General features: G+C 40.0%; 23 protein-coding genes. 2 read left to right on the top strand and 21 right to left on the bottom strand.

Features of this window, described 5'->3' with window-relative positions:
* Positions 1–299: 299 nt before the first annotated feature.
* The 10 genes from J5W02_RS06260 to J5W02_RS06305 form a co-directional block, all read right to left on the bottom strand.
* The gene (locus J5W02_RS06260) at positions 300–1,745 is read right to left on the bottom strand and encodes a helix-turn-helix domain-containing protein (RefSeq protein WP_219964819.1); all 1,446 of its coding nucleotides are present in this window, start codon (positions 1,743–1,745) and stop codon (positions 300–302) included.
* A 671-nt stretch (positions 1,746–2,416) separates the two neighbouring features.
* On the bottom strand, positions 2,417–2,881 hold the full coding sequence (locus J5W02_RS06265; protein ID WP_219964820.1) for a hypothetical protein: 465 nt from the start codon (positions 2,879–2,881) through the stop codon (positions 2,417–2,419).
* A gap of 511 nt (positions 2,882–3,392) precedes the next feature.
* Positions 3,393–4,175 (bottom strand): helix-turn-helix domain-containing protein, encoded by a 783-nt coding sequence (locus tag J5W02_RS06270; protein ID WP_219964821.1) that lies wholly within the window; start codon positions 4,173–4,175, stop codon positions 3,393–3,395.
* Between the two features lie 20 nt (positions 4,176–4,195).
* Positions 4,196–5,953, bottom strand: a complete 1,758-nt coding sequence (locus J5W02_RS06275) for a hypothetical protein (protein WP_219964822.1) — start codon at positions 5,951–5,953, stop codon at positions 4,196–4,198.
* Between the two features lie 75 nt (positions 5,954–6,028).
* Positions 6,029–6,550: a DUF6550 family protein gene (locus tag J5W02_RS06280; protein WP_219964823.1), complete on the bottom strand. Its 522-nt coding sequence runs from the start codon at positions 6,548–6,550 to the stop codon at positions 6,029–6,031.
* 167 nt (positions 6,551–6,717) lie between these two features.
* Positions 6,718–7,104, bottom strand: coding sequence for a hypothetical protein (locus tag J5W02_RS06285; protein WP_219964824.1), 387 nt, complete (start codon positions 7,102–7,104; stop codon positions 6,718–6,720).
* 117 nt (positions 7,105–7,221) lie between these two features.
* The gene (locus tag J5W02_RS06290) at positions 7,222–7,989 is read right to left on the bottom strand and encodes a helix-turn-helix domain-containing protein (protein WP_255575605.1); all 768 of its coding nucleotides are present in this window, start codon (positions 7,987–7,989) and stop codon (positions 7,222–7,224) included.
* Between the two features lie 2 nt (positions 7,990–7,991).
* Positions 7,992–8,336 carry a hypothetical protein gene (locus tag J5W02_RS06295; protein ID WP_219964825.1) on the bottom strand — a complete coding sequence of 115 codons (345 nt, stop codon included), beginning with the start codon at positions 8,334–8,336 and terminating at the stop codon, positions 7,992–7,994.
* Positions 8,326–8,610, bottom strand: a complete 285-nt coding sequence (locus tag J5W02_RS06300) for a hypothetical protein (protein ID WP_219964826.1) — start codon at positions 8,608–8,610, stop codon at positions 8,326–8,328. Before J5W02_RS06300 ends, J5W02_RS06295 begins: the two co-directional genes overlap by 11 nt.
* A 53-nt stretch (positions 8,611–8,663) precedes the next feature.
* Positions 8,664–8,831, bottom strand: a complete 168-nt coding sequence (locus J5W02_RS06305; RefSeq protein WP_219964827.1) for a hypothetical protein — start codon at positions 8,829–8,831, stop codon at positions 8,664–8,666.
* Positions 8,832–8,912: 81 nt separating this feature from the next.
* On the opposite strand from J5W02_RS06305, the gene J5W02_RS06310 reads away from it, so the two are divergent.
* Positions 8,913–9,182: a hypothetical protein gene (locus J5W02_RS06310; protein ID WP_219964828.1), complete on the top strand. Its 270-nt coding sequence runs from the start codon at positions 8,913–8,915 to the stop codon at positions 9,180–9,182.
* 127 nt (positions 9,183–9,309) lie between these two features.
* Positions 9,310–10,767, top strand: a complete 1,458-nt coding sequence (locus tag J5W02_RS06315; protein ID WP_219964829.1) for a recombinase family protein — start codon at positions 9,310–9,312, stop codon at positions 10,765–10,767.
* A gap of 262 nt (positions 10,768–11,029) precedes the next feature.
* Here the strand turns inward: J5W02_RS06315 and J5W02_RS06320 are convergent, their stop codons facing one another.
* The 11 genes from J5W02_RS06320 to J5W02_RS06370 all read right to left on the bottom strand — a co-directional run bounded on the left by J5W02_RS06320 (position 11,030) and on the right by J5W02_RS06370 (position 19,520).
* On the bottom strand, positions 11,030–11,503 hold the full coding sequence (locus J5W02_RS06320; RefSeq protein WP_219964830.1) for a hypothetical protein: 474 nt from the start codon (positions 11,501–11,503) through the stop codon (positions 11,030–11,032).
* Positions 11,504–11,566: 63 nt separating this feature from the next.
* Positions 11,567–13,147 carry a hypothetical protein gene (locus J5W02_RS06325; RefSeq protein WP_219964831.1) on the bottom strand — a complete coding sequence of 527 codons (1,581 nt, stop codon included), beginning with the start codon at positions 13,145–13,147 and terminating at the stop codon, positions 11,567–11,569.
* Between the two features lie 3 nt (positions 13,148–13,150).
* Positions 13,151–13,894 carry a hypothetical protein gene (locus J5W02_RS06330; RefSeq protein ID WP_219964832.1) on the bottom strand — a complete coding sequence of 248 codons (744 nt, stop codon included), beginning with the start codon at positions 13,892–13,894 and terminating at the stop codon, positions 13,151–13,153.
* A 214-nt stretch (positions 13,895–14,108) separates the two neighbouring features.
* Positions 14,109–15,497, bottom strand: coding sequence for a tyrosine-type recombinase/integrase (locus tag J5W02_RS06335; protein WP_219964833.1), 1,389 nt, complete (start codon positions 15,495–15,497; stop codon positions 14,109–14,111).
* Between the two features lie 99 nt (positions 15,498–15,596).
* Positions 15,597–15,830 carry a MerR family transcriptional regulator gene (locus tag J5W02_RS06340; RefSeq protein ID WP_219964834.1) on the bottom strand — a complete coding sequence of 78 codons (234 nt, stop codon included), beginning with the start codon at positions 15,828–15,830 and terminating at the stop codon, positions 15,597–15,599.
* Between the two features lie 117 nt (positions 15,831–15,947).
* Entirely contained in the window at positions 15,948–17,099 is a 1,152-nt protein-coding gene (locus J5W02_RS06345) for an Ig-like domain-containing protein (RefSeq protein WP_219964835.1), read from the bottom strand.
* Positions 17,096–17,368: a hypothetical protein gene (locus tag J5W02_RS06350; RefSeq protein WP_219964836.1), complete on the bottom strand. Its 273-nt coding sequence runs from the start codon at positions 17,366–17,368 to the stop codon at positions 17,096–17,098. The genes J5W02_RS06345 and J5W02_RS06350 overlap by 4 nt, the downstream gene beginning before the upstream one ends.
* Positions 17,361–17,666 (bottom strand): phage head-tail connector protein, encoded by a 306-nt coding sequence (locus tag J5W02_RS06355; RefSeq protein ID WP_219964837.1) that lies wholly within the window; start codon positions 17,664–17,666, stop codon positions 17,361–17,363. The genes J5W02_RS06350 and J5W02_RS06355 overlap by 8 nt, the downstream gene beginning before the upstream one ends.
* The gene (locus J5W02_RS06360; protein WP_219964838.1) at positions 17,659–17,919 is read right to left on the bottom strand and encodes a hypothetical protein; all 261 of its coding nucleotides are present in this window, start codon (positions 17,917–17,919) and stop codon (positions 17,659–17,661) included. The genes J5W02_RS06355 and J5W02_RS06360 overlap by 8 nt, the downstream gene beginning before the upstream one ends.
* A gap of 14 nt (positions 17,920–17,933) precedes the next feature.
* Positions 17,934–18,917 carry a major capsid protein gene (locus J5W02_RS06365; RefSeq protein ID WP_219964839.1) on the bottom strand — a complete coding sequence of 328 codons (984 nt, stop codon included), beginning with the start codon at positions 18,915–18,917 and terminating at the stop codon, positions 17,934–17,936.
* A gap of 24 nt (positions 18,918–18,941) precedes the next feature.
* Positions 18,942–19,520, bottom strand: coding sequence for a DUF4355 domain-containing protein (locus J5W02_RS06370; RefSeq protein ID WP_219964840.1), 579 nt, complete (start codon positions 19,518–19,520; stop codon positions 18,942–18,944).
* Positions 19,521–19,815 lie beyond the last annotated feature (295 nt).

The raw sequence follows: 19,815 nt of genomic DNA on the forward strand, positions 1-19,815 counted from the left end.
TTTGAAAAACAATAGTGGAAAATCATATTCGTCTGCTAAGTCATGAAATATAGTACAATTTAGGTTCTGATACAATTCATAATAATTTTTTATTTCTCACAATGCAATATGTGACAATTCATGTGACATTTTATTTTTTTATGCTAAGTGCTAGATGCCTAAGTCTATAGGATTATTAGGCAATATAAATTTGTGTGACAATTAAAATTATTTCCATATTATACCAAAATAAAAAAATCACTAACCTGTGGTCTCCCACTGGCTAGTGACCTATAACATTAGCTACACGAAATTTCTCTCTATTTCCGCCCCTGATCCAACTTATTTTTCAGAAAATCCATCGTATCTGAAAACGAATAAACCATACTGCTTTCCGGTAAATAGGTAAAAAAATCCTTAAATGAAAGAAAAACACTCTTTTCTGTCACAACAAACGACTTATGCAGTTTTAAATTTGAATTAAGCATAAAACATGTTATGCCACCAGTAATAACATAGGTTGACAAATTTGCCGGTATATTAATCTTATTGTTATCTATAAGAAGAGGGTGATAGATACCTTTCTGTGCATCATCATACATTGACTGCAAAACTCGATATCGATCTAAAATCTCGATAGGTGAATAATATTCGCAAAATGGTTCAGTTAGCTTACCCGTAGCTAAAAATCTGTCAACACCCTCTTTAGTAAAATAAACATTATTGAAACTTGCTTGAAACTCTTTCAATCGAACATAATTTAAATATTCCGAAATATTAGGAAATGCTGAACTATTAGTATTCGAATTTACACATGGATTCAGCATCTTTTTATCTATGTAGGGCAATAAATACGGGTCAGATGAAAAATAAAACTCTATAAAGTTTGATTGTGAACACATTTGTTTAAGATATTTAACATCTCCACATATCGAACGCAAATTAAATGCCATCTGAAAACAGCTAGCTTGTTGTTTAGCAAATATTTTTTGATAAAGCTCTATGAATTGCTGACAATCAGAATAAAGTGCACTAGACATATCAGAAGAAATTCGTATGACATTACTGCTGGTTAAAATTATATAAGGCAAAATATTAGTTTGCCCGAAATGTGCATTTACATTATCGTAATAGCATTTTGGGCGATACGCACATCCCGACACCAAAATGGGCATCATGGCTTGTAGGCATTTCAAATTATACAAAGCGTTGTATTCATCCTGAGAATTTTCCAAACAAATAATGTGGTCAATAACTAAACTACTATTCTGCATTCCTGCTAGTGCCATAATTTCAAACAAGAATGAATATTCAGGTTGAGCAATTATTGCTATTCTTCCCTTATCCAAACTTGCTTCAGAGAACAAAACGTCTTGAACTAATTGGTTAACTTCAGGTTTGCCATATACAGCTATCTCGCTTTGAGTCGACAGAACTTGTTTAGTTGGGTAAGATTGATAAACAATATCCACGTTAGGAGCCGGATCAAATCGATTGTAAAAGTCCATAACTAATTTTCGACAAGAATAAACCGATTTGCCCATTTTAGTAATTTTATAAGCCTGTAATAGTTGTTTATAATCTTCGGGAGTAAGCAATAACGAAGCAGCTATTTTTCTAACAACGCTTTCACTAGTTGGCATGCGTTGGCCATTTAAAAATTTATGAATTAACGTGCGGTCAATGCCACTTTGTGAAGCTAGCGTATATATTTTAACATTGTTTTGATCTATTATCTCCCTTAATTGTTCTGAAAATTCCGACATTTATTTCTTACTCCTAAATATAAAAGTATAAAGAAGTATAATGCCGTTATACATAAATGTCAATAAAAATATTAAAATTGGAATAATAATTGTAGCTTATTACCAAATAATTTGTAACAATACTTATAATTGGTAAGTCTGTTTGCTGCTATATAACATTTTTTGTGACTATTATCAACACAATAACAACATCAAAATGTTCAAGCACCAATCGTGCATCTTTGTAAGTTGTTATTTTTGACCTAAACCCCGAAGACTGAACCAATAGAAAAGTTAGTCACTTGGAGATGGTATAATAAACTGGTCACCGAGATAAGCGCGAAATGGAGATGGTATAATAAACTGGATACCGAAATATGCGCGGTGGAACCAGTTTATGAAAAGAGCAGTATATGACAAGCAATTTAAGATGGCAGCGGTAAAATTAGCACAAACCGACATCGAAAGAACTTGGCAAAGCCGCAGATCAAAGCCATTAACAATTTCCCCTGTAAGACCTTTTAGCTCACAGGGAAACATGTTATGTGTCGCGTTCTTTTGTGACTGTGTTGACTTCTACGCCGCATATTCGTTGTATGTAAAGCTTTTTCGCTTGCACACCATTTTGCTGTCACGGGCATGTACAGACTAGCAATAAAACTGTTGTAAATAAAGTCGGCAAACAATTTATATTATTTGGAAAGATCGTCGGATTCGCTTTCATTGATTGCTTCCAAAATATCAATGGATCCGTTGGTGCGTTTCACATCCTGGATTGCTTTTGCGCGAAGTTTATCGTATTTATTTCGATCAATTTCAAATACGGTTGACAGCATACGGTTGGTCATATCACTTTCAACTGCATTTCTAAAATTGCTTTTTGAAATTCTGGTCGCAAGATTACCAACAAGCCCCTCCATCTTTGAACCAAATACGCCGCACAAATAATCCTGACTGATTTGTGAAGTGGTGTAAGCGAAAAAGAAATCTATTGCTTTTTCAATCACATCATTTCGTGAATGACTTCCTCCTGACAGAGCGATCAAACTATCTATCTTTTCAAAAGTACTTTTGGGGAGATAAAAGGTTGTCTTTAATTTCTTAGTTGACGGAATATTTACATCTTTGAGCTTTTGATTATTTAAAGTATCAGACATAATAAAATGCCCTCCTATTAAAAAATGATGGTTGCAAAAATGATGGCGCAAAAAATCGCATTAGACAGCTGAATAATAGAATTGTTGCTGTGTGTTTTGCTTGCAATGCAAAAATTTTGCAACCAAAGTTAAAATCCCCAAAACGCCCAGCACCGCTGGGCGTTGCGTACCTCGTTGCAACCTTTTGGTTGCAACGCTTTATCCTGCAAAGTTGCTCTAACAGTTTTCATTAAGCTGAAATCCCTTGGGGAGAACGCCAGAAAACCGCATGGGAAAGCCGTTTTTCAGCACTTTTGACCTTGCTAGATCGAAGTGGGCCGAAATTGTGATAATTTCAACTCGAATTCCCCTCAAGAACGTTCGGATTTGGTGGTTCTCCTGAGGCTGCAGACGGTGAATTTTTAAGACTTTTTTTCATGAATTCTTCCTGCCCTTTCTTTTTTTATCTTAATTGGCTGTGCGGCTCGGCGCGCCTAAAGCAGAGAAAAAAATATGATTTTGTGCCTTCTTCCTATGTAAAAAGTTCATCGGGATTTATCAAATCTTTACATTTTTTTCTGGCTTTCACTATTCTCAATGATATCGTTGCTCGGTTAGCCCTCATAGATCTTGCAATGTCGCTATTTTGTTCACCATGTAACCAACGTCGAAACACTACTTTTTCATTAGCTGTTAAAACATGTTCTACTTTTTGGTAAACTGATTCGACTAAAACTTTATATTCGACCGCTTCCCATTCATCGGGTGCCGGAACAAGAGAGTAAAGTGATTTAGTACCTTCCTCCAAAACTATTTGATCTAAACTTAAAGCAAAATTTTCTTTTCCTTTGTTATACTCCTTGAATATTTTGTATTTTATATAAGGAACGGCAAAAGCGAAAAATGGGACTCCTTTGTTCGTATCATAATTTCTAGCTGCTTCACATAGGCCAATTGCAGCATTGCCATAGAAGTCATCATAATTTTGTATTGTATGAAGTTTATTAAACACATACTTAATTATATACTCATTATCACCCACAAGCTTCTGCTGCTCTTTGGTAAGCTTATTCACTTGATGATTCATCTTAAAATTGTCGTTTCCGATTAACCAACCTTCTGATATTTCTAAAGCTTTTACTATTTTACGAATTTTTGAAATATCAGGTTTGTATTTGCCAATTTCCCAGAGGCTTATAGAGCCCGAAGACACTCCGATTAATTTTGCAAGCTGTTCTTGGTTTAGCCCTTTTTTCTTTCTGGCATAAACTAAGCGTTCCCCGAAGGTCATAGAATTCTTTGCTTCCATTAACATTGTTCTGTCCTCCTCTTTATTCAATCCACCAGCTTTGGGCCGATGTGCCAATCGTTAAATACGGAGCCTTTGATGGTCACGTAGTCGTTCAGGTTCATTGATAGCATACCGGCCGGTGTCCATGCATCTTGTAGATATGTGTAAACGGTGTACTTCCCGTCCGGAAACCAAAGCGGCGTGAAATGCACGGGACGGTTATAGGTGGAATAAATATTGTTTTTAAACTGGAAAGTGGAAGCTTCTCCGTCTGCAGAGTAAGCAAGGTGCCGCCAATAGGTTTTATACTGAAACTCAGGAAAATAGCTTACTGCTGTTTGAGCGCCGGTGATATGCGACGAGGGCGCCGGGGAGGTCATGTCGCTGGTCACGCTGATCTTCACACCATATGCGGACGGCATCTGCTTTCCCTTTGCGCTCCAAACCTTATCATCCGGTAATAGGCTCATTTTTGCGGAAAGGACGGCCTTATAATTCGTGAAGCTGTAATTCCAGTACCCTTCATCCACCCATTTTCCTTCGTCTTTCCAGTGACCCCCGGTGGGAGATTCCGCATCGGCAATCCATTTCCAGCTTTCATGCCATACCCATACCGGGTACCATTGGGCGCTCCACACGCCCCATGAATTACCTGTCTGCTGCGTGTTGGTCGGCAAGTTTGGAATGGAAAAGGCGTCGTTGCGGTCATTGGCCTGCGGATCAGGCGGGTCTTTCCCATCCAGAGAGACAATGCTGGCCGTAAAGGAAGATGTGTTAAGAGAGCCTTTGTTGGTGCTCACGGAGATATGAACGCTTTGCGGGGAGCTGGGCGTATGCCATTTCACCCACACCAATTGCGACTCCCCTTCGGGAATGACAATGTTGGTAACGGTGTAGGAGCCGCCCATGATCGAAAACGTAACCTTTGCCGGGCTGTCCGGATTGATTTCATTGTCGGCGCTCAATGTAACCGATGTGATCACGTCGGTGTCTACGCGATACTCAGCGCTGGTGGAGCTGTCTCCCCCGTCCCCGCTATCATCCTCCTCGCCGCCTGGTTTAAACTTGACGATGCCTAGTCCCATGGATGAGATGATGGTAGAATCCGGCTGCGGTTTCGACGTGGAACCGGAATAGGCCGGAAATCCTAAGTCTGAATGTTCAAGGAATAACGAAAGCGGTAAGTTTTGATGTGTCAAAGAAACCATCTTTGACCGCAACTTACCGCTGAGCTTTTGGTCATATAACGCCGCTTCCGTGGCCGTCATCGCGTATTTCTGGCCGTTGAAGGTAAAATACGCAATAGGCTCAATGAGCAGCTTGTAGTTGCCATTGATAAGCTTTTCATAATCCGCTCCAATAATTTTTGCAATCTGTTTGAGGGTTCCTGTTGTGCAGAAGAAATGCTTAATCGCGGCGATATTTGCGTTGCCGCTGTTACTGATGATTCGAGGCATAGGAGAATCTGGCTTGGAATAGGAATACCCTTTAATGTATAAGCTTAACGTAGAACTATTTTTATAATGCATTTTATTCTTTTTTCCGAAATGTTTTTGTACATCCAATTCGGAATAATTGGTCAGATCAATAGATTTGGATACAACAGATTTATCACTGGCCTTGATTACCGTCACTCTTGCGCCGTCCTCGCCCTCATGCCAAAAGTTGGTACCGGTTCCGCTTCCCATCCCGCCACCGCCACCGTCCATGTTGCCATCCCCAGTATCAGCAAAAGCGAATGGGGATGAAACAGAAAAGAGAATGGACATACACAGCAAAAAAGAAACAATGCGTTTTATCATTCTTTTCAACCTCCAAAAAAGAAAGGACACGGTTCAATCGCCGTGTCCTTTACACTAATATTTTATTAATAACAATCAATCCATGATCCCCACTTCGGGACCCTCTCCCCAATCACCGCTTACAACGGTCTCTTGATTATCCCCTCCAACCGTTACCCAACCAAAGACGGGATCATAAACCTGCCCAGGCTTTCCACCAGTCGGTTTACTGCTTGTCGTTTTCTTTGAAACTACCGGCTTACTGGAATAGCTGGGCTTTTTATTCTTATCCGTCAGCGCAGAGCTGGCCGGAGGCGTAGGCTCCGGCGGCGCAGACGTCGGCTTTGATATGGTGGTTAACGGTGCTGCAGCGCTTGCTCCGCTTGAAGGGACAAAAGCGGAAGCACTTCCGCTTTTAGATTCCTGCGAGGCAACTATGATCGGCGGTACGGATACTACTTCTTCCGAGGAAACCGGCGTGCTGGATTCGTTCTCTGCGGCCTGTCTCGCTTCAACTCCAACTCTATTCATAATCACCAGAGCAACGGCTCCTATGCTTACAAAAGCTGTAACAGCAAGGGTAAGGTATCTTCTTGTTTTCGGACTCATTCTGTTCATATAACATCCTCCGTTCATTCGCAGCCAACTTCGTAATATTCACTACGATAAATTAACCACTTTTTATGATGATTGTCAAGAAATATATAGCACAGCGCGCCTATGTAATTTTCAAAGTACACCAGTTTCTTTATGCCCTGCTACGGGTGTAGGCGCCTCCTGTGTCTTTAAATCTCATTTAGGTTTCGTGCGAGTTTTATCAGGAAAAAAGCTCGCACCTCTTTCTTTTCTTCAAGCGACATGGGAAACTCCAGGTTCCGCGCGTCCTGATGTTCAAAGAAATTCATCCTGATGAATTCTTTATAAAGCGGCCCCAAAATGTTCCATGCCCGCTCAATCGCTTTGACCTTACGATCACACTCGGCCTGTTTTTCGATAATCTTTTCCGCTCTGGCCGCCGTGGTGTCGCTGATTTGATTGCCCCTCGGCTGCCCGTCTTTTCGCGCTGTTCCACTTAAAACGGAATTCTCCATTTTTTTCAGCCTGTCACGCAAAACGTAATATGATTCCGCTATATTTACAACCCTGTAATAGACATCAGCTGGTAAATTCATTTTCCTTTTCCTCCTATCAGTAAATTTTACGACCCTATACTCGTGGGACGCACGTCCGCTTTTTGGGAAGGAACGGACGCGATCAGGAAACAGGAGACCGGACGCACGTCCGCTTTTTCAAATCGTGAGTTTTATAAGTTCCTCTTCCCTGAGATAATTTATAAAAGCAGACTGCCAATAGGCGCTAATTTTTTTTACGCCTCGCATTGGCTTGCCCCTCATATGGTCGAGAAACCCTTTCACGCTATCGGAATCCGCTTTGTCTATGTACGGCTTTAAGACTGTCCTCAGCTGCATATTGCCGTTTATCTTTGTGCGTGGAGAAACAAGGATTTCGGCCATACAGTCAATTAATGCATCTACGCCCGGCAAATCTTCTGGAAAATTGTCCTCAAAGTAATCATAGTCAATTTGAGTTTTCAAACTTTTCCGAATCTCGTCCGTCAGTTCGTCGGTTTCCTGTTTTACATTAGACTGACTGACTGACTTATTAACTGTAGTATTAATCTCTTTAATATTATCCTGGAACTTTTCTTCCATAGGGGTATGGAACATTTCTTCCATAGGGGTATGGAATATTTCTTCCATAGGCTGTTTGACTATGCTCAAATGCCTCTCCAAGATTTCTTTTGTACCTTCCCGGTAGATCATCTTGACAAAAAGATATCCCTTACTGACAAGCATTGAAATCCAATTTGAAACGCTTTTTTGTGATACTCCAAATAAATCAGAAAAATATTTATTGGTGGCCCAACAATATCCCTTATCATTACATAAAGCTGTAATTTCCCCATAAAGCAGCTTTGCATTTGCCGAAAGGCTCTTATCGTATCTTACGTTTGCCGGTATTATGGCGTAATAACTGCGTTTTTCCTCTATCGGCATATTTACTCCGTTCTTCCGCGTGTAGTCAGCGTTTCAAATGGCAGGGTGGAATCATAGGCAGTATCTAAAAGTTCATATTCATAATGAAATCCTTTGTTTTCACTATCGCCGTGTGAGATTCGGCGCTGTTTTAAATATCCTGCCGTTTTTAGCTCTTTCCATGTTGAATCAAATGTATCACTGCCTTCTTTGCATTTTGCCTTTACCGCTGGTTTGAAATGGTCATAATCAAATTCAGGATCTTCAATGCAGCTTTTTATCAGATGATATAACCCTTTTGCTTTTAGTGATAAATTCTTGTCCAGTATTACTGAATATGACACAGAGCAAAAATCATTAGCTTTCATCGGTTTTTTCTCCTTCCAGCAAATTGTATTTTTTCAGTTCAGCCGTTTCTATTTCTGTAGCTTCGTGCGAAGAAGCACCGCAAAATAAAAGCATAGGCTTTCCGTATAAAGTCGAAAAATACACCTCGCAAGATCCACCGGGCCTGTCGAAACTCAACCACCATGACCGGCTATAAGGTACTTTAGTGAATTCGGTTTGCCGTATCGGCGGAACATCCGGATAATGCGCAAGTACCAGATTATACAGTCGCATTTTTGTCGCTTTGAGTTTCATTTTTCCAGTCTCCTTTCATTCCCAATCTTGGACAGCTGTCAGTACGTCTCGTCTTATATGTAAAGGTCATCATATTTGCCGCCACGATTTTCCCGAATATCCTTGATGAGATCTTCAAGGGACATTCCAAATACAGCGCGGGCCGCAACTTCTGGCGTCCATGACTTTGCTTCTTTATTAATTACAAACGTTCCGCGAATTTCGGTTGTCTGTTTTTTCATTACAATTTTCCCTTTCATTCTACCCACTGAGCGGTTAAGCTGATCTTTGTGGCTTAGTTTCGGATAATTAGAAGAGATAATTTGAAAGCAAATTTGGAAGATCTATATAAACTATCCCAATGTTTGGGCGTGACATTGGATTACTTCTGTCAAGAATTTATGCCAATAAAAAAATCCCCCGTTCCAGCCGAGGCCGAAGTGGAAAAATTAAATTCCGAAGAGCAAGATTTGATTAAGAACTTCCGTGAATTAAATGATGATGGGAAGACGGCAGCGCGTGACTCCGTGGAAGCGCTGACTTGCTTGCCAAAATATAAAAAATGTGATCAATGTAAAAATATGGATGCTTAAATAGAAAAAATCCCGCCCGGCGTTGGCGCGCCGAACGGGTAAGATGCAGGATTTTATAAGGCTATTACAAAATTATTCTGCCCTTTTATGATACCATAGGGCAGGTCGAAAATAAAGGGGGATTTTTATGAAAGCAGCTGCGTATGCACGCTATTCAACAGATAACCAAACAGACAACAGCATAGCGTATCAAATGAATTCAATCCAGAAATATTGCAACGATCATAAAATTACAATCTGTGCTTTCTTTGCTGACGAAGCTAAAAGCGGAACGAACGAAGATCGTGAAGGCTTTCAAAACATGGTTGCCGCCGCAAACCGAAAAGAATTTGATGCGGTTGTGATCTACGATATTACGCGAGGCTCCCGTGACGTTGCCGACTGGTTTAATTTTCGCAAAGACATGATGCGGTTGGGTATAGAGGTTATATCAGCAACTCAGCATTTAGGTGATATCACAAATCCGAACGACTTTTTAACTGAATTAATTAGTGTCGGTCTTGGACAACACGCTATACTGGATACGCGGAAAAAGTCTATTGCAGGTGTCGCGGAGCGTGCAAAACAGGGCGTGTTTTTGGGCGGTGTGGCTCCGCTGGGGTACGACATTGTAAAAGGGCAATACATAATTAATGAGACGGAAGCGAAAGCTGTGCGTACCATATTCAAAATGTACAGCAATGGGAAAAGCTATAATCAGATTCTTGATGCGCTCCATGACCGCGGCAAGCGTGGCCAACCGCTGGGGAAAAACAGTATCCCCTCAATATTAAGCAACGAACGGTATATTGGCGTTTACACATGGAATAAGCGCAAAATGAAGCTGATGCGGAAATGGGCGGGCGGTAAACCGAACCCCGAATGTGTTCGGATTGAAAATGCCATCCCGGCAATCATTGAACGTGACTTATGGGAAGGGGTGCAAACCAGATTGAACAGTAGCAGAAGAAACGCAACCAATAAAGCAAAGCGTGAATACTTACTAGCCGGGTTAATCGAATGCGCTGATTGCGGCGCTACCTACGTCGGCCATTGCAGCACCAATGCAAAAGGATATGGCACCCGCTATTATGTCTGCGGCAACAAGTACCGTACCCGGACATGCCCCGCCAAAAATATTAATGCTGACAGCATAGAGACTTTTGTTGTACAGCACTTAAAGGCGTATCTGCTGGAAGCCGATTTCACGGAAGTTGCTTGCACCATAGCAGACGCGGTAAACAGTGCAGCTCCTGATCTTTCCAAAGAGCGGCAAGAACTGTCCGAAATCAATCTCAAAATTACGAATGGTGTAAAAGCCATTCTTTCAGGAGTAGAATTCCCCGAGCTGGAAGATGAAGTAAACCGCCTGCGTATCCGCAAAAGCGAATTAGAGGATATCATAGCCCATTCGGAAAGCCATCGGGGGAGACAGCTTGACCCAGCAAAAATCGTGGACCTGTTCCGCTATTCGGTTGAGCATTTCGACGATGAACATTTGAAAGAGATCATTAATTTCCATATAACAAAAATATACGCCAACACTGACGGTTCTTTCACCGTGAATGTAGGCGTACATTTGACTGGTTGCGGAGGCAGGATTTGAACCTACGACCTTCGGGTTATGAGGGAAGATTTTTCTATATAGCATTTTACTGCAACCTCTAGTAATCTCGGGTTATTGCGGGTTTTCATTACTTCAACTTACGGTAATTTCAAGTGATTTAACGCTACTTCTTATGGCAATAAACAGCAAATAAACATCTACTTGTAGTTACTAATATTAAAACAACGAGAAATCCACAGCCACATATAAAGTTATTAATAATTAGATGGTAGTATCCTCCAGATACATTAAAAGTTAAAAATCATACCTTTGACTTATTTTGTGTAAAGAATGATACTTTGAGTTCAGTCTCAGAACGAATTGCGAAGATCAATTTGTTTGCTGTGCTTTTTAAATCATCAACATACTCATTAAAATATCCACTCTCTAAACTTTCATCTACTATATTAAAAAAGTTTTTAATTCTAATCAGAACCTCATCACTACTATAAAGAAAAAATCCACCATACTGGCTATTTCTAAAGCTGTCTATTTCATTAATTGTATTCTGCATCTTCGCTAAATCTTCTCCATCCAATTCATCTTTTAAATCAGGTATTTCTGCAAGGCATGAGCAAAGTTTCTCATACACCAAAAGACGTTTTTCAAAAAGTATCCGTTCGTTTTGTTTGGAGCTTGTATAACGGCCTTGAATTATTCCACCAATTATAGCCAAAATACTTCCTAAAATAGCAAAAAGTCCAGCAACAAGCGAAATTGTAATTTCCCTATCCATTTTTATTTTCTCCTACTTTAAATGTAATATATAATATAAATATATAAAAAGATATATGTGAACCTACTTTTTTATTGTAATAACACAATTCCCCAATTTCTTCTCTTTAGCACTTATATCTACTTTTATTTCAAATTGCGTCTCTTCTATAACTTTAGCCGTAAATTCATCTTTTTTGAGTTCAATCTTATCTGCAATACCTTTCACTTTACTTTCATGGATATAAGTGACTTTTAAATTATCGGCATTAAATCCTTTGTGAGAATCCTTTGCCTCTGCATGCAAACCTTGATTATATAACGCAAGTTCAAAATTATCATGAGTTTGCACTTTATGGCCGTCGGAATCCGCAAAAGCAATGATTGTACAATAAACCGGCAAGCTATCCTCTTTAAACTCTTTCCCAGTTATAGAAATGGCGGCATAGGCTGAGTTGCTTCCATCAGGGCTAATTGCCATTCCCGTTACCGCTTTGATCGCATTTGGACAGATTGCAGTGATAATATAATGCCATCCTAAGTTATCTCCGTTTTCTATGTATATTGGAATCTGAACAGAAGCGCCCTTTGTATTGCATAGATCCGGCAACGTTGCTCCATCATTGATTAGAATGGAATATTCTGCGCTGTCGTCATGACTTTCTGCATCTTGCTCCGGGTTGTCATCTGTATTTTGCTCAGACGTTTCGGTGTCGTTTCCCTCATTGTCAGCGCACTGCTCCGAATCACTTCCGCTAAAAGTACTTAACGCAACACTTCCCGTTGTCGCCGCTCCTACAGACAGCACTGCTGCTGCGGCTACCTTAATCGGTGAGACAGCCCCGGAATTTTCCGGAGGGAACGGTGTATCACTAAAAACCAATTCTGAAGCAAACATATAAAAACGTAAAGATAACTCTGTCGATCCAATCGGCCTTTTTTCAGTGTCTCCACCGTATTGCCACATCGGATATACCCATTTCTTCCCGTTTTCTTCAACGATACATTGATTATTATAGGGAAGGCAGTTAAAACCTATATTCCAATTTCCGTCATCATAGTAAATATCAGCCTTTACTACTCCATTTGTATGTATTGTAAATTTTGGATAAGGCTCTAAACTATCGTACTTTCCATTCGTTTGATTAATCATATTTTTTCCTAACCTATAAAATTGCCCGTAATAAGAAAACTCTCCCGTTATTTGGGAACGATCTTCTGATAATTTAACATTTTTTAAATCTATCACTTCTTCGATTGTAACGATATTTTGGAGTCCTTGCTCTTGCGGAAGATATTCCCCTCCTTCACCTAAAAGATTATTGGCATCTGTTTTTATATCAGAGTTAAGTAACCAAGACATGGTAGACGGTGTTCCATCTCCTGTAAATATTATACTGAAATTTTTTGGCTTTGAAGTACTTAACGTGATCGCTGATTCAGAACCATTTAACTTAAAAACATCCCAAAAAAAAGTAGCATTATCTTTATGTTTATGTAACGTCGTTAAGCTCAAAGCCGTTATTGGATAATTTTCCCATAACTTATTTGCTGTCTCATCGTCTTTTATATTCTCCAATTTAGTTTCCGCAAAGGCCAGCGAAGCATTTCCGATAATACATATAATAGCCGCAACCATGCACAAAATCCTTGTGATCTTTTTCATCCTTTAGGCCGCCTCAACTTCAGATTTCTGAATCCTGCTTTTTACAAAGAAGAGAACAAATCCGGTTATTATGAAAAACATTCCGATTAAATAAGACAATATACTGTATCCGCTTACGGCAGAATAAAGAAAGGTGACGGCGAAGCCTAAAGCATTTCCTGAAATAAGCCGATTCAAATTGTCTTTATTAATTTGCTTCTTTCCTTTTTTCTTGAGCAAGTTATTCAAAACAGTAATAATGAATCCTCTTTGCGCTTGTGCTTCTATAAACAAACCTAAGGAAGCCAAAACGCAGACAAAAGAATTTTGCAGGCTGCCGTTTCCGGTAACGAAAGGATAAACCAAAAATGCCATCCCAAAGCCAAACGCATTATAACAGAGTTTGGATGGTTCTTTGGTAAACAATTGTTTGAGGTTATCATATTGAGGAATCTTTTGAAGCGCTGAATTGAAAAATGTTTTAGAAGCCATTTTAACACGCTCTTTTTTGTTCCCTTTTCTCAGTAAGAGAGGGCGGATAAAGCTATTGAGCAACATTAACAGGATTGTTTTTCCTACAATTCCACCTACAAAACTTCCTCCGTCCAAGCCAGTCAACGCACCAGTGAGGAAATTAAACGGAAGTAGCAGAATACTATGTATACCGAAAGATTTTAGCCATCCTAGTATCAACCATAAAAATGCTATGATGGTAGTAGTAATCCAGTTTTCCTTACAAGCTTTTTTGCATTTGTTAATAATTTTCATAAATTTTCCTCTGTTAAGCAGCATTAGTGGAATTTTTTATACTAAATTCATAAATAATTATCCATAATATAGCATTTTATTCGCATTAAAACAAGGGGAATAATGTGCCATCTGAAATATTTAACAACACTTTGTCTAATATTATATCAATTTGCAAATAAATAGCAGGTACTGGAAGCTACTCCTATACCTGCTAATCTGTTTCGGTTGAGTTTCATCCTAATTTTTTTAAATTCCCTTTCGGTGTCAAAATATCATCCAATGTGTCCGCCGCCATTTCATCAGCCGTTTTAATGGCATGGGCATAAATATTTTCGGTGGTGGAAGTTTGCGCATGGCCTGCCCGATAGGAAACTGTTCTTAATGGAACCCCTGCCGCAATCAGCAAGGTAATATTTGTATGCCTTAGCGAATGTATCGTTATCTGCGGCAAGTCAGTCTTAGCAATAAAATCGCGGAACCAGCCTGTAACGGAATCCGGGTGAATTGGTTTGCCATCATACTGCGTAAAGATTCGGTCGGAAACTTCCCACCTGTCGCCCATTTTCAAACGTTTTTCTGTTTGCCAAACCTTGTATCCTTTCAAAACCTCAAAAGCCTGCGAGGGTAGTTTAATCGTGCGGTCGGAAGTTTCAGTTTTGGTTTCTTTGGTGTAAATGCCTTTACCGGCAACATATTGGGAAGAACGGCGTACCGTAATCAAATGGTTTTCAAAATCAATATCTTTCCATTCAAGACCGCACATTTCACCTCTGCGAAGGCCACTGTAAAGGAACATTTTTACCATTGTCTGATGCGGCACTGACTCAGGTTCCAAAAGCCTAAGCAATTCTGCCGTTTGCTTTTCATCGAGATATTGTGCTTCTGTTCGTGCTACCTTGGGTGGTTTTACTCTTGATGCCGGGTTACTGGGAATCACCTGCCAGAATACCGCTTGATTCAAAATGGCCGATATTAGTCGATGATGGTGCTTAATTGTTTTGTTTGATAAACCATTAATTGGCCTTGACGGTTCAAACCCCTCTTCAAAAAGAATGCCGAGCACCCCACACACTTTACGTGCGGTTTGCTCGGCTACTGGCTTATTCTTAAAAACATTATAAATTGTATTAATATGAATATCCGTCAACTTTGAAATGGCTTCTCTAGTATATCCTGTATCCTCAAATACCTCCATCAAATCATCAGTTGCTACAAATGATAATCCGCGATGGTTTATATCACTGCCCATATCCTTGTAAAGTTCCATTAAGTGATGTGGCTGCAGCTTATCCAACTTGATATGCCCAATCGCCGGTAAAATACGCTTCAGCATGGACTGATACCTCGCATAAGTTTTCGGAGCAAGGTTGACTTCGGCATAATCCCTGCACCATCGCTCCGTGAATTCTGCAAAGGTAACGCTCCCATCGAGCACCTGCCCCGATAATACTTTCTTTTCAAATAATACCGCTTGTTCATTCAGCGCCTTTTCAATTTGCTTTTCGGTCATGCCATCTTCCGGTTTCCATGTCATTGTTTTTCGGATTTGCTTGCCGGTAGTATCATAACCCGTGCTGACCATAATAAAGTAAGCGCCGTTGCGCTCCCTAATTGATGCCATTTTGAATATCTCCTTTTATTGATTTTTTGCTTTTGTGGACACCATGTTACCTCTGACACCTACAATTAGCAAGTTGATTTTGATGTTTATTTTTTGATTTTATTGAATTATTTTCAAAGGATTTTTGTAGCCCGGCAGCACGTCTTCCGGCTTGGTTCCCTTGAGATATTCAAACAATACATCGAGGTCAATCAAATATTTCTTGCCTGCCTTGACACATGGAATCTGACCGGATACCACCATCCGGCGCAGTGCATTAGGGGTAATGGCGGTTTCGTTATCTTGTTCTTTTATGTAATTATAAGTTTCTGTTAATGTTCTGAGTCTTGGCATATATAAATTTCTCCTTCTATTTCTGTTTTATATTTTTATAATATTGTAATTTCCTAGCGGTAGGAATTCTTGTACTCATATTTTGGAGGAATGTGTTTTCCCATTTCTCTATCTGCTTTACGTATATGAAATAATTAAAACATTGAGATCGTAAAATACAGTGCTGTCATCTGACAGTGTGGCGGTAAGTATTACGCTATGCCCAATATAAGCATTGTTATTAAGCGCAGCCAGTTTGCAGGTTGTACCTGTCATATCAGACAATGTTGACATGGCATCTCCGGTGTAATCTTTGTTTTTCACCGACCAAGTCACCGATTTTGTAGTAATAGCTGTGCCGTTTTCATAAACAACAGCGGTAAATGGCTTTGGATAACCGCCAACTCTTATTTCAGCAGTGTTTTTAAAGGTTATACCTACCGAGTAGCTTGGCGTTACCGTTCCGGTTATTTTTGTGGATACAGTCACCGCCGCTTGAGAATACCCAGAAACAACAGCGGTAATTGATGCCTCGCCATTGGAAATTCCGGTTATTAACCCAGTATTGCTGACTGTTGCAATTGCTTCATTGGATGATGTGCAAATAATTTCCGGCAGGGTAGAAACCTGACTGCCTTTATCAGTGACAATGAAAATAAGCTGTGTGGTTCCGCCTAAAGTCACCTCAGTTGGCTGTTGATTCGAAACCGTAATTGCATATTGATGGTTGTGCTTATAATAATCGGCAATTTCATTCTGCTTATCGTCATCATCTATAAACGCGTCTTTGTCGGCATGAATTATATTGAGACCCTTTTTGCTCCGGTCAACACCACTGACCTTCCAAGCGTAGCCGAGCTTGATGAACCTTGCATTGATTTCAATTTTGTCGGAATATTCATTGGATGGTACTGTAACCATAATTTCTCCGGCAGCAGTATTGATTACTTTTCCATCTTCAACATAAGCACCCACGGAATCAATCATGGAATCAAACTCATGGAGGATTTCGCCGATATACACTTTTATTACAAAATTGCTTTCTCTTATTTTGGCTCGATAAGTTTTACTGTTTTCTTCTGGCTGAGAAATGACAATCCACTTTTTGTTCTGATATACGATGATATCTCCGGTTTTAATGGGTACATCGGTTCTTAAATATTGATCATCATAATAGCTTGGATTTTCACTTGCGCTGCTTATGATACCAAAATTTTGTACTCCATTAATCGTGATCTGTTGTCCTTTTTCAAATTGAAAGAAACTCCACAATGTTTCAATACGATTCATATCGCGCCACGCTCACATTCATAGAGCCAAAGTTCTAAATAATCGCTGTAAGGCTTTATCTTCATAACTTTATAAAGCTTACTGCCAACCTTTAAATAGGACTTGTTGTCTATTTGCGCAAGTGTTTCACAGAATGCCCTTTTTGTAATTTCAATATCAATGCCATCCTCAAAAGTCATGGTTTTTTCAAACGGCTGTATGTCCGCATCAGTTGCAGCAATCTGTTGAAAGGAACCATTCAGTATTTGAATCTGTGTATCTTTAAACATCTGCCACCCCCACTGTTATTTTGGGAACAGGCAGTACTGCCTTAATTGACTCAGGTATACCCAATTCAAATGCAATGCTCTTTTCTCCTTCGGTTTTCTGTGTGTAACCCTTGCTGTCTCTGTTTTTGTACAGATAAACGGTCAACTCCGCAACCGTATCGTCATAACCCACTAAGGCCGCAACATTGCAATAAAGCAGAGCCATTTTATTTGCCTGAGTAATATAATGATCCAAAACTTTGTCCTTTGATGTATCTGTGCTATCAATACCGAGCAGCATCTTTACAAGTTCAAGCATTTGGTTCCTCCGTTTCTTTCAGCAGTTGATAAAGTTCCTCTTTTTTCATACCGATTCCGTTAAGCCCTTTTGATTTTGCATATTCGGTCAATTCTTTATAATTCATTTCATCCAACTCCGGTAAAATGCAATATCCGTTTTCTTCAAACCAAGAAAGAAGGCGGGAGTCCGTTGAGACCCCCACCCCGTTTACAAAGTTGATTCCTGCGGATATACCGTTATACTTTTCGTTTTTAGAGTATATCCTCGCCATATCATATCCTCCGTTTATATTACTTTAATATTTCTGAATACACCGGCGCTCTTTGTTGCCTTGAGTGCTACCGCAGCGACCATTTCCACTTCTCCGGTTTTCACTGCACCGGAAGTACTGAAGTCAGGGAGCCAAATTTTCACCAAGTCCTGATTGGCAAGGGAAACAGCGTGGAAGCCGTCAAGAGCCAGTCTTGCAGCATAAAGGTCAGTTAATCCGGTTACTGCATTGGTTCCATCGGGTTTTCGGGTATCAACAATGGATACAACCGGATCATTGCTGCCAACCTTTGCACCCAAATCCACAAGCGGGATTCCGTCATAGGCATCTACCTTTCTACCGAAAGCATCCTCACTTTGTGTTAAATATCCCGCTCGTCTTGCAACTGACTTAATTTTGGTAATTAGTTTCGAGTTGCCGCCAAGGAATGTGGGCGCTGCATCAAGGTTGGACAGGAATTCATCCAGCATATCAAGGAACTGCTTGTAATTGGTATCCACCGCAGAAGTGCTTGATAAGTCAATTGTCTTATTCACTGCATACTCAGTGGTAGAGCCGGTTACCGCCTTATTCAATCCGTCAAACGAATTCACATTGATTGCGGAATCACCATTAATAATGGTATCGTGAAACAGAGCCTTTGCCGCTTTCACCTTTTGCTGAACCTGTAAATTCACCTCATCGACCAATCCACCGGTATTGGCAACAATCCGGTCTACTGCAAAGGAACCGCCGAATGGCTTGAGTTCCACTGTAAACCTGTCTTTTGTAACTTCCTGCGAAGTATATTCCGTGTTAATTGCTCTGAAAGCCGCTGTCGGCTGGGTGATCAATCTCGTGTAACCATATGTAAGCGTAGCTCCATTGGTGCCGGGTGTTACCGCATTGTCAAACGTGATATTGTCGAGGATATACGAACTCTTTCTGAATTCATCGATAACCCCTTTTTGGATATCATCCTGTGCGTTAAGTTTTGCCTGTTGTAATGTTACTGCCATAATAATCATTTCTCCTTTTCAAATTTAATTGTTGTTTTTCGTATAGTAATTCTTAAGGGCATCGCCCAAGTTCCTTACTTTTGGCTCCTGCTCCTTACTTTGTGGTGGAATGTAGGAATTGCTCTTGAGCCTTTCTTCCACTGCCGATTTCACCGAATCACCGAAAACAGTTTCCAGTCTGCCGATGTTTTCTAGTGTGGATTCTTCATCTTTTCCTAACAGCAAATCGACAATATTAGTGATTGGGAGCTTTTTTTCAGTTGCAACAGTAAGCGCCTTATTTTTCAGAACTTCACGCTGTTTTTCCTGCTCCATCTTTTCAATTTTGGAATTGAGTTCCCGAAGCTGTTTTTTCTCTTCATTTTCCTCCGGGTAAAGTTCTGCTATTTTTTTGTCAATTTCCTTTTGCAGATTATTGGCTTTCCAAGTTTCAAGACCTTTCTGCAAATGCTTGTCCTTAACGGAATCCAGCCACGATTTGCCATCCGACGTTTCCATGAAATTTTGCACCCCTTCAACGGTGATAAGCCCCTGAAGATATGCTTTGGTTTCTTCGCTATTTTTGTTTTCATTGAAATACTGTTTTACTTCATCAAGTGTCATAATTTTTTCCTCCTTCAAATTTACCCATCCGACTCAAAATAGAACCGGATACGTTTGGGCAGTTTAACGTCTTACCAAGGACAACTTTTATCTGCGCTTATAGCGTGGGCAATCGACCTCTTTGCACCGATAGGATTGTTTGCAGGGATTGGCACAGCGAGCGCACTTTTTGAAATATTTGATATTGCCTTTTTCATCCATCCAAAACTCCAAATCTGATTTATCAGAATCTCTGATTCTTGCCAAGTAGTATCATCTTCCTTCCCCCTTAAAACGGGCAAATTAATTTTTATGA

This window comes from Caproiciproducens faecalis, assembly GCF_019448085.1.
GTDB lineage: Bacteria > Bacillota > Clostridia > Oscillospirales > Acutalibacteraceae > Caproiciproducens > Caproiciproducens faecalis.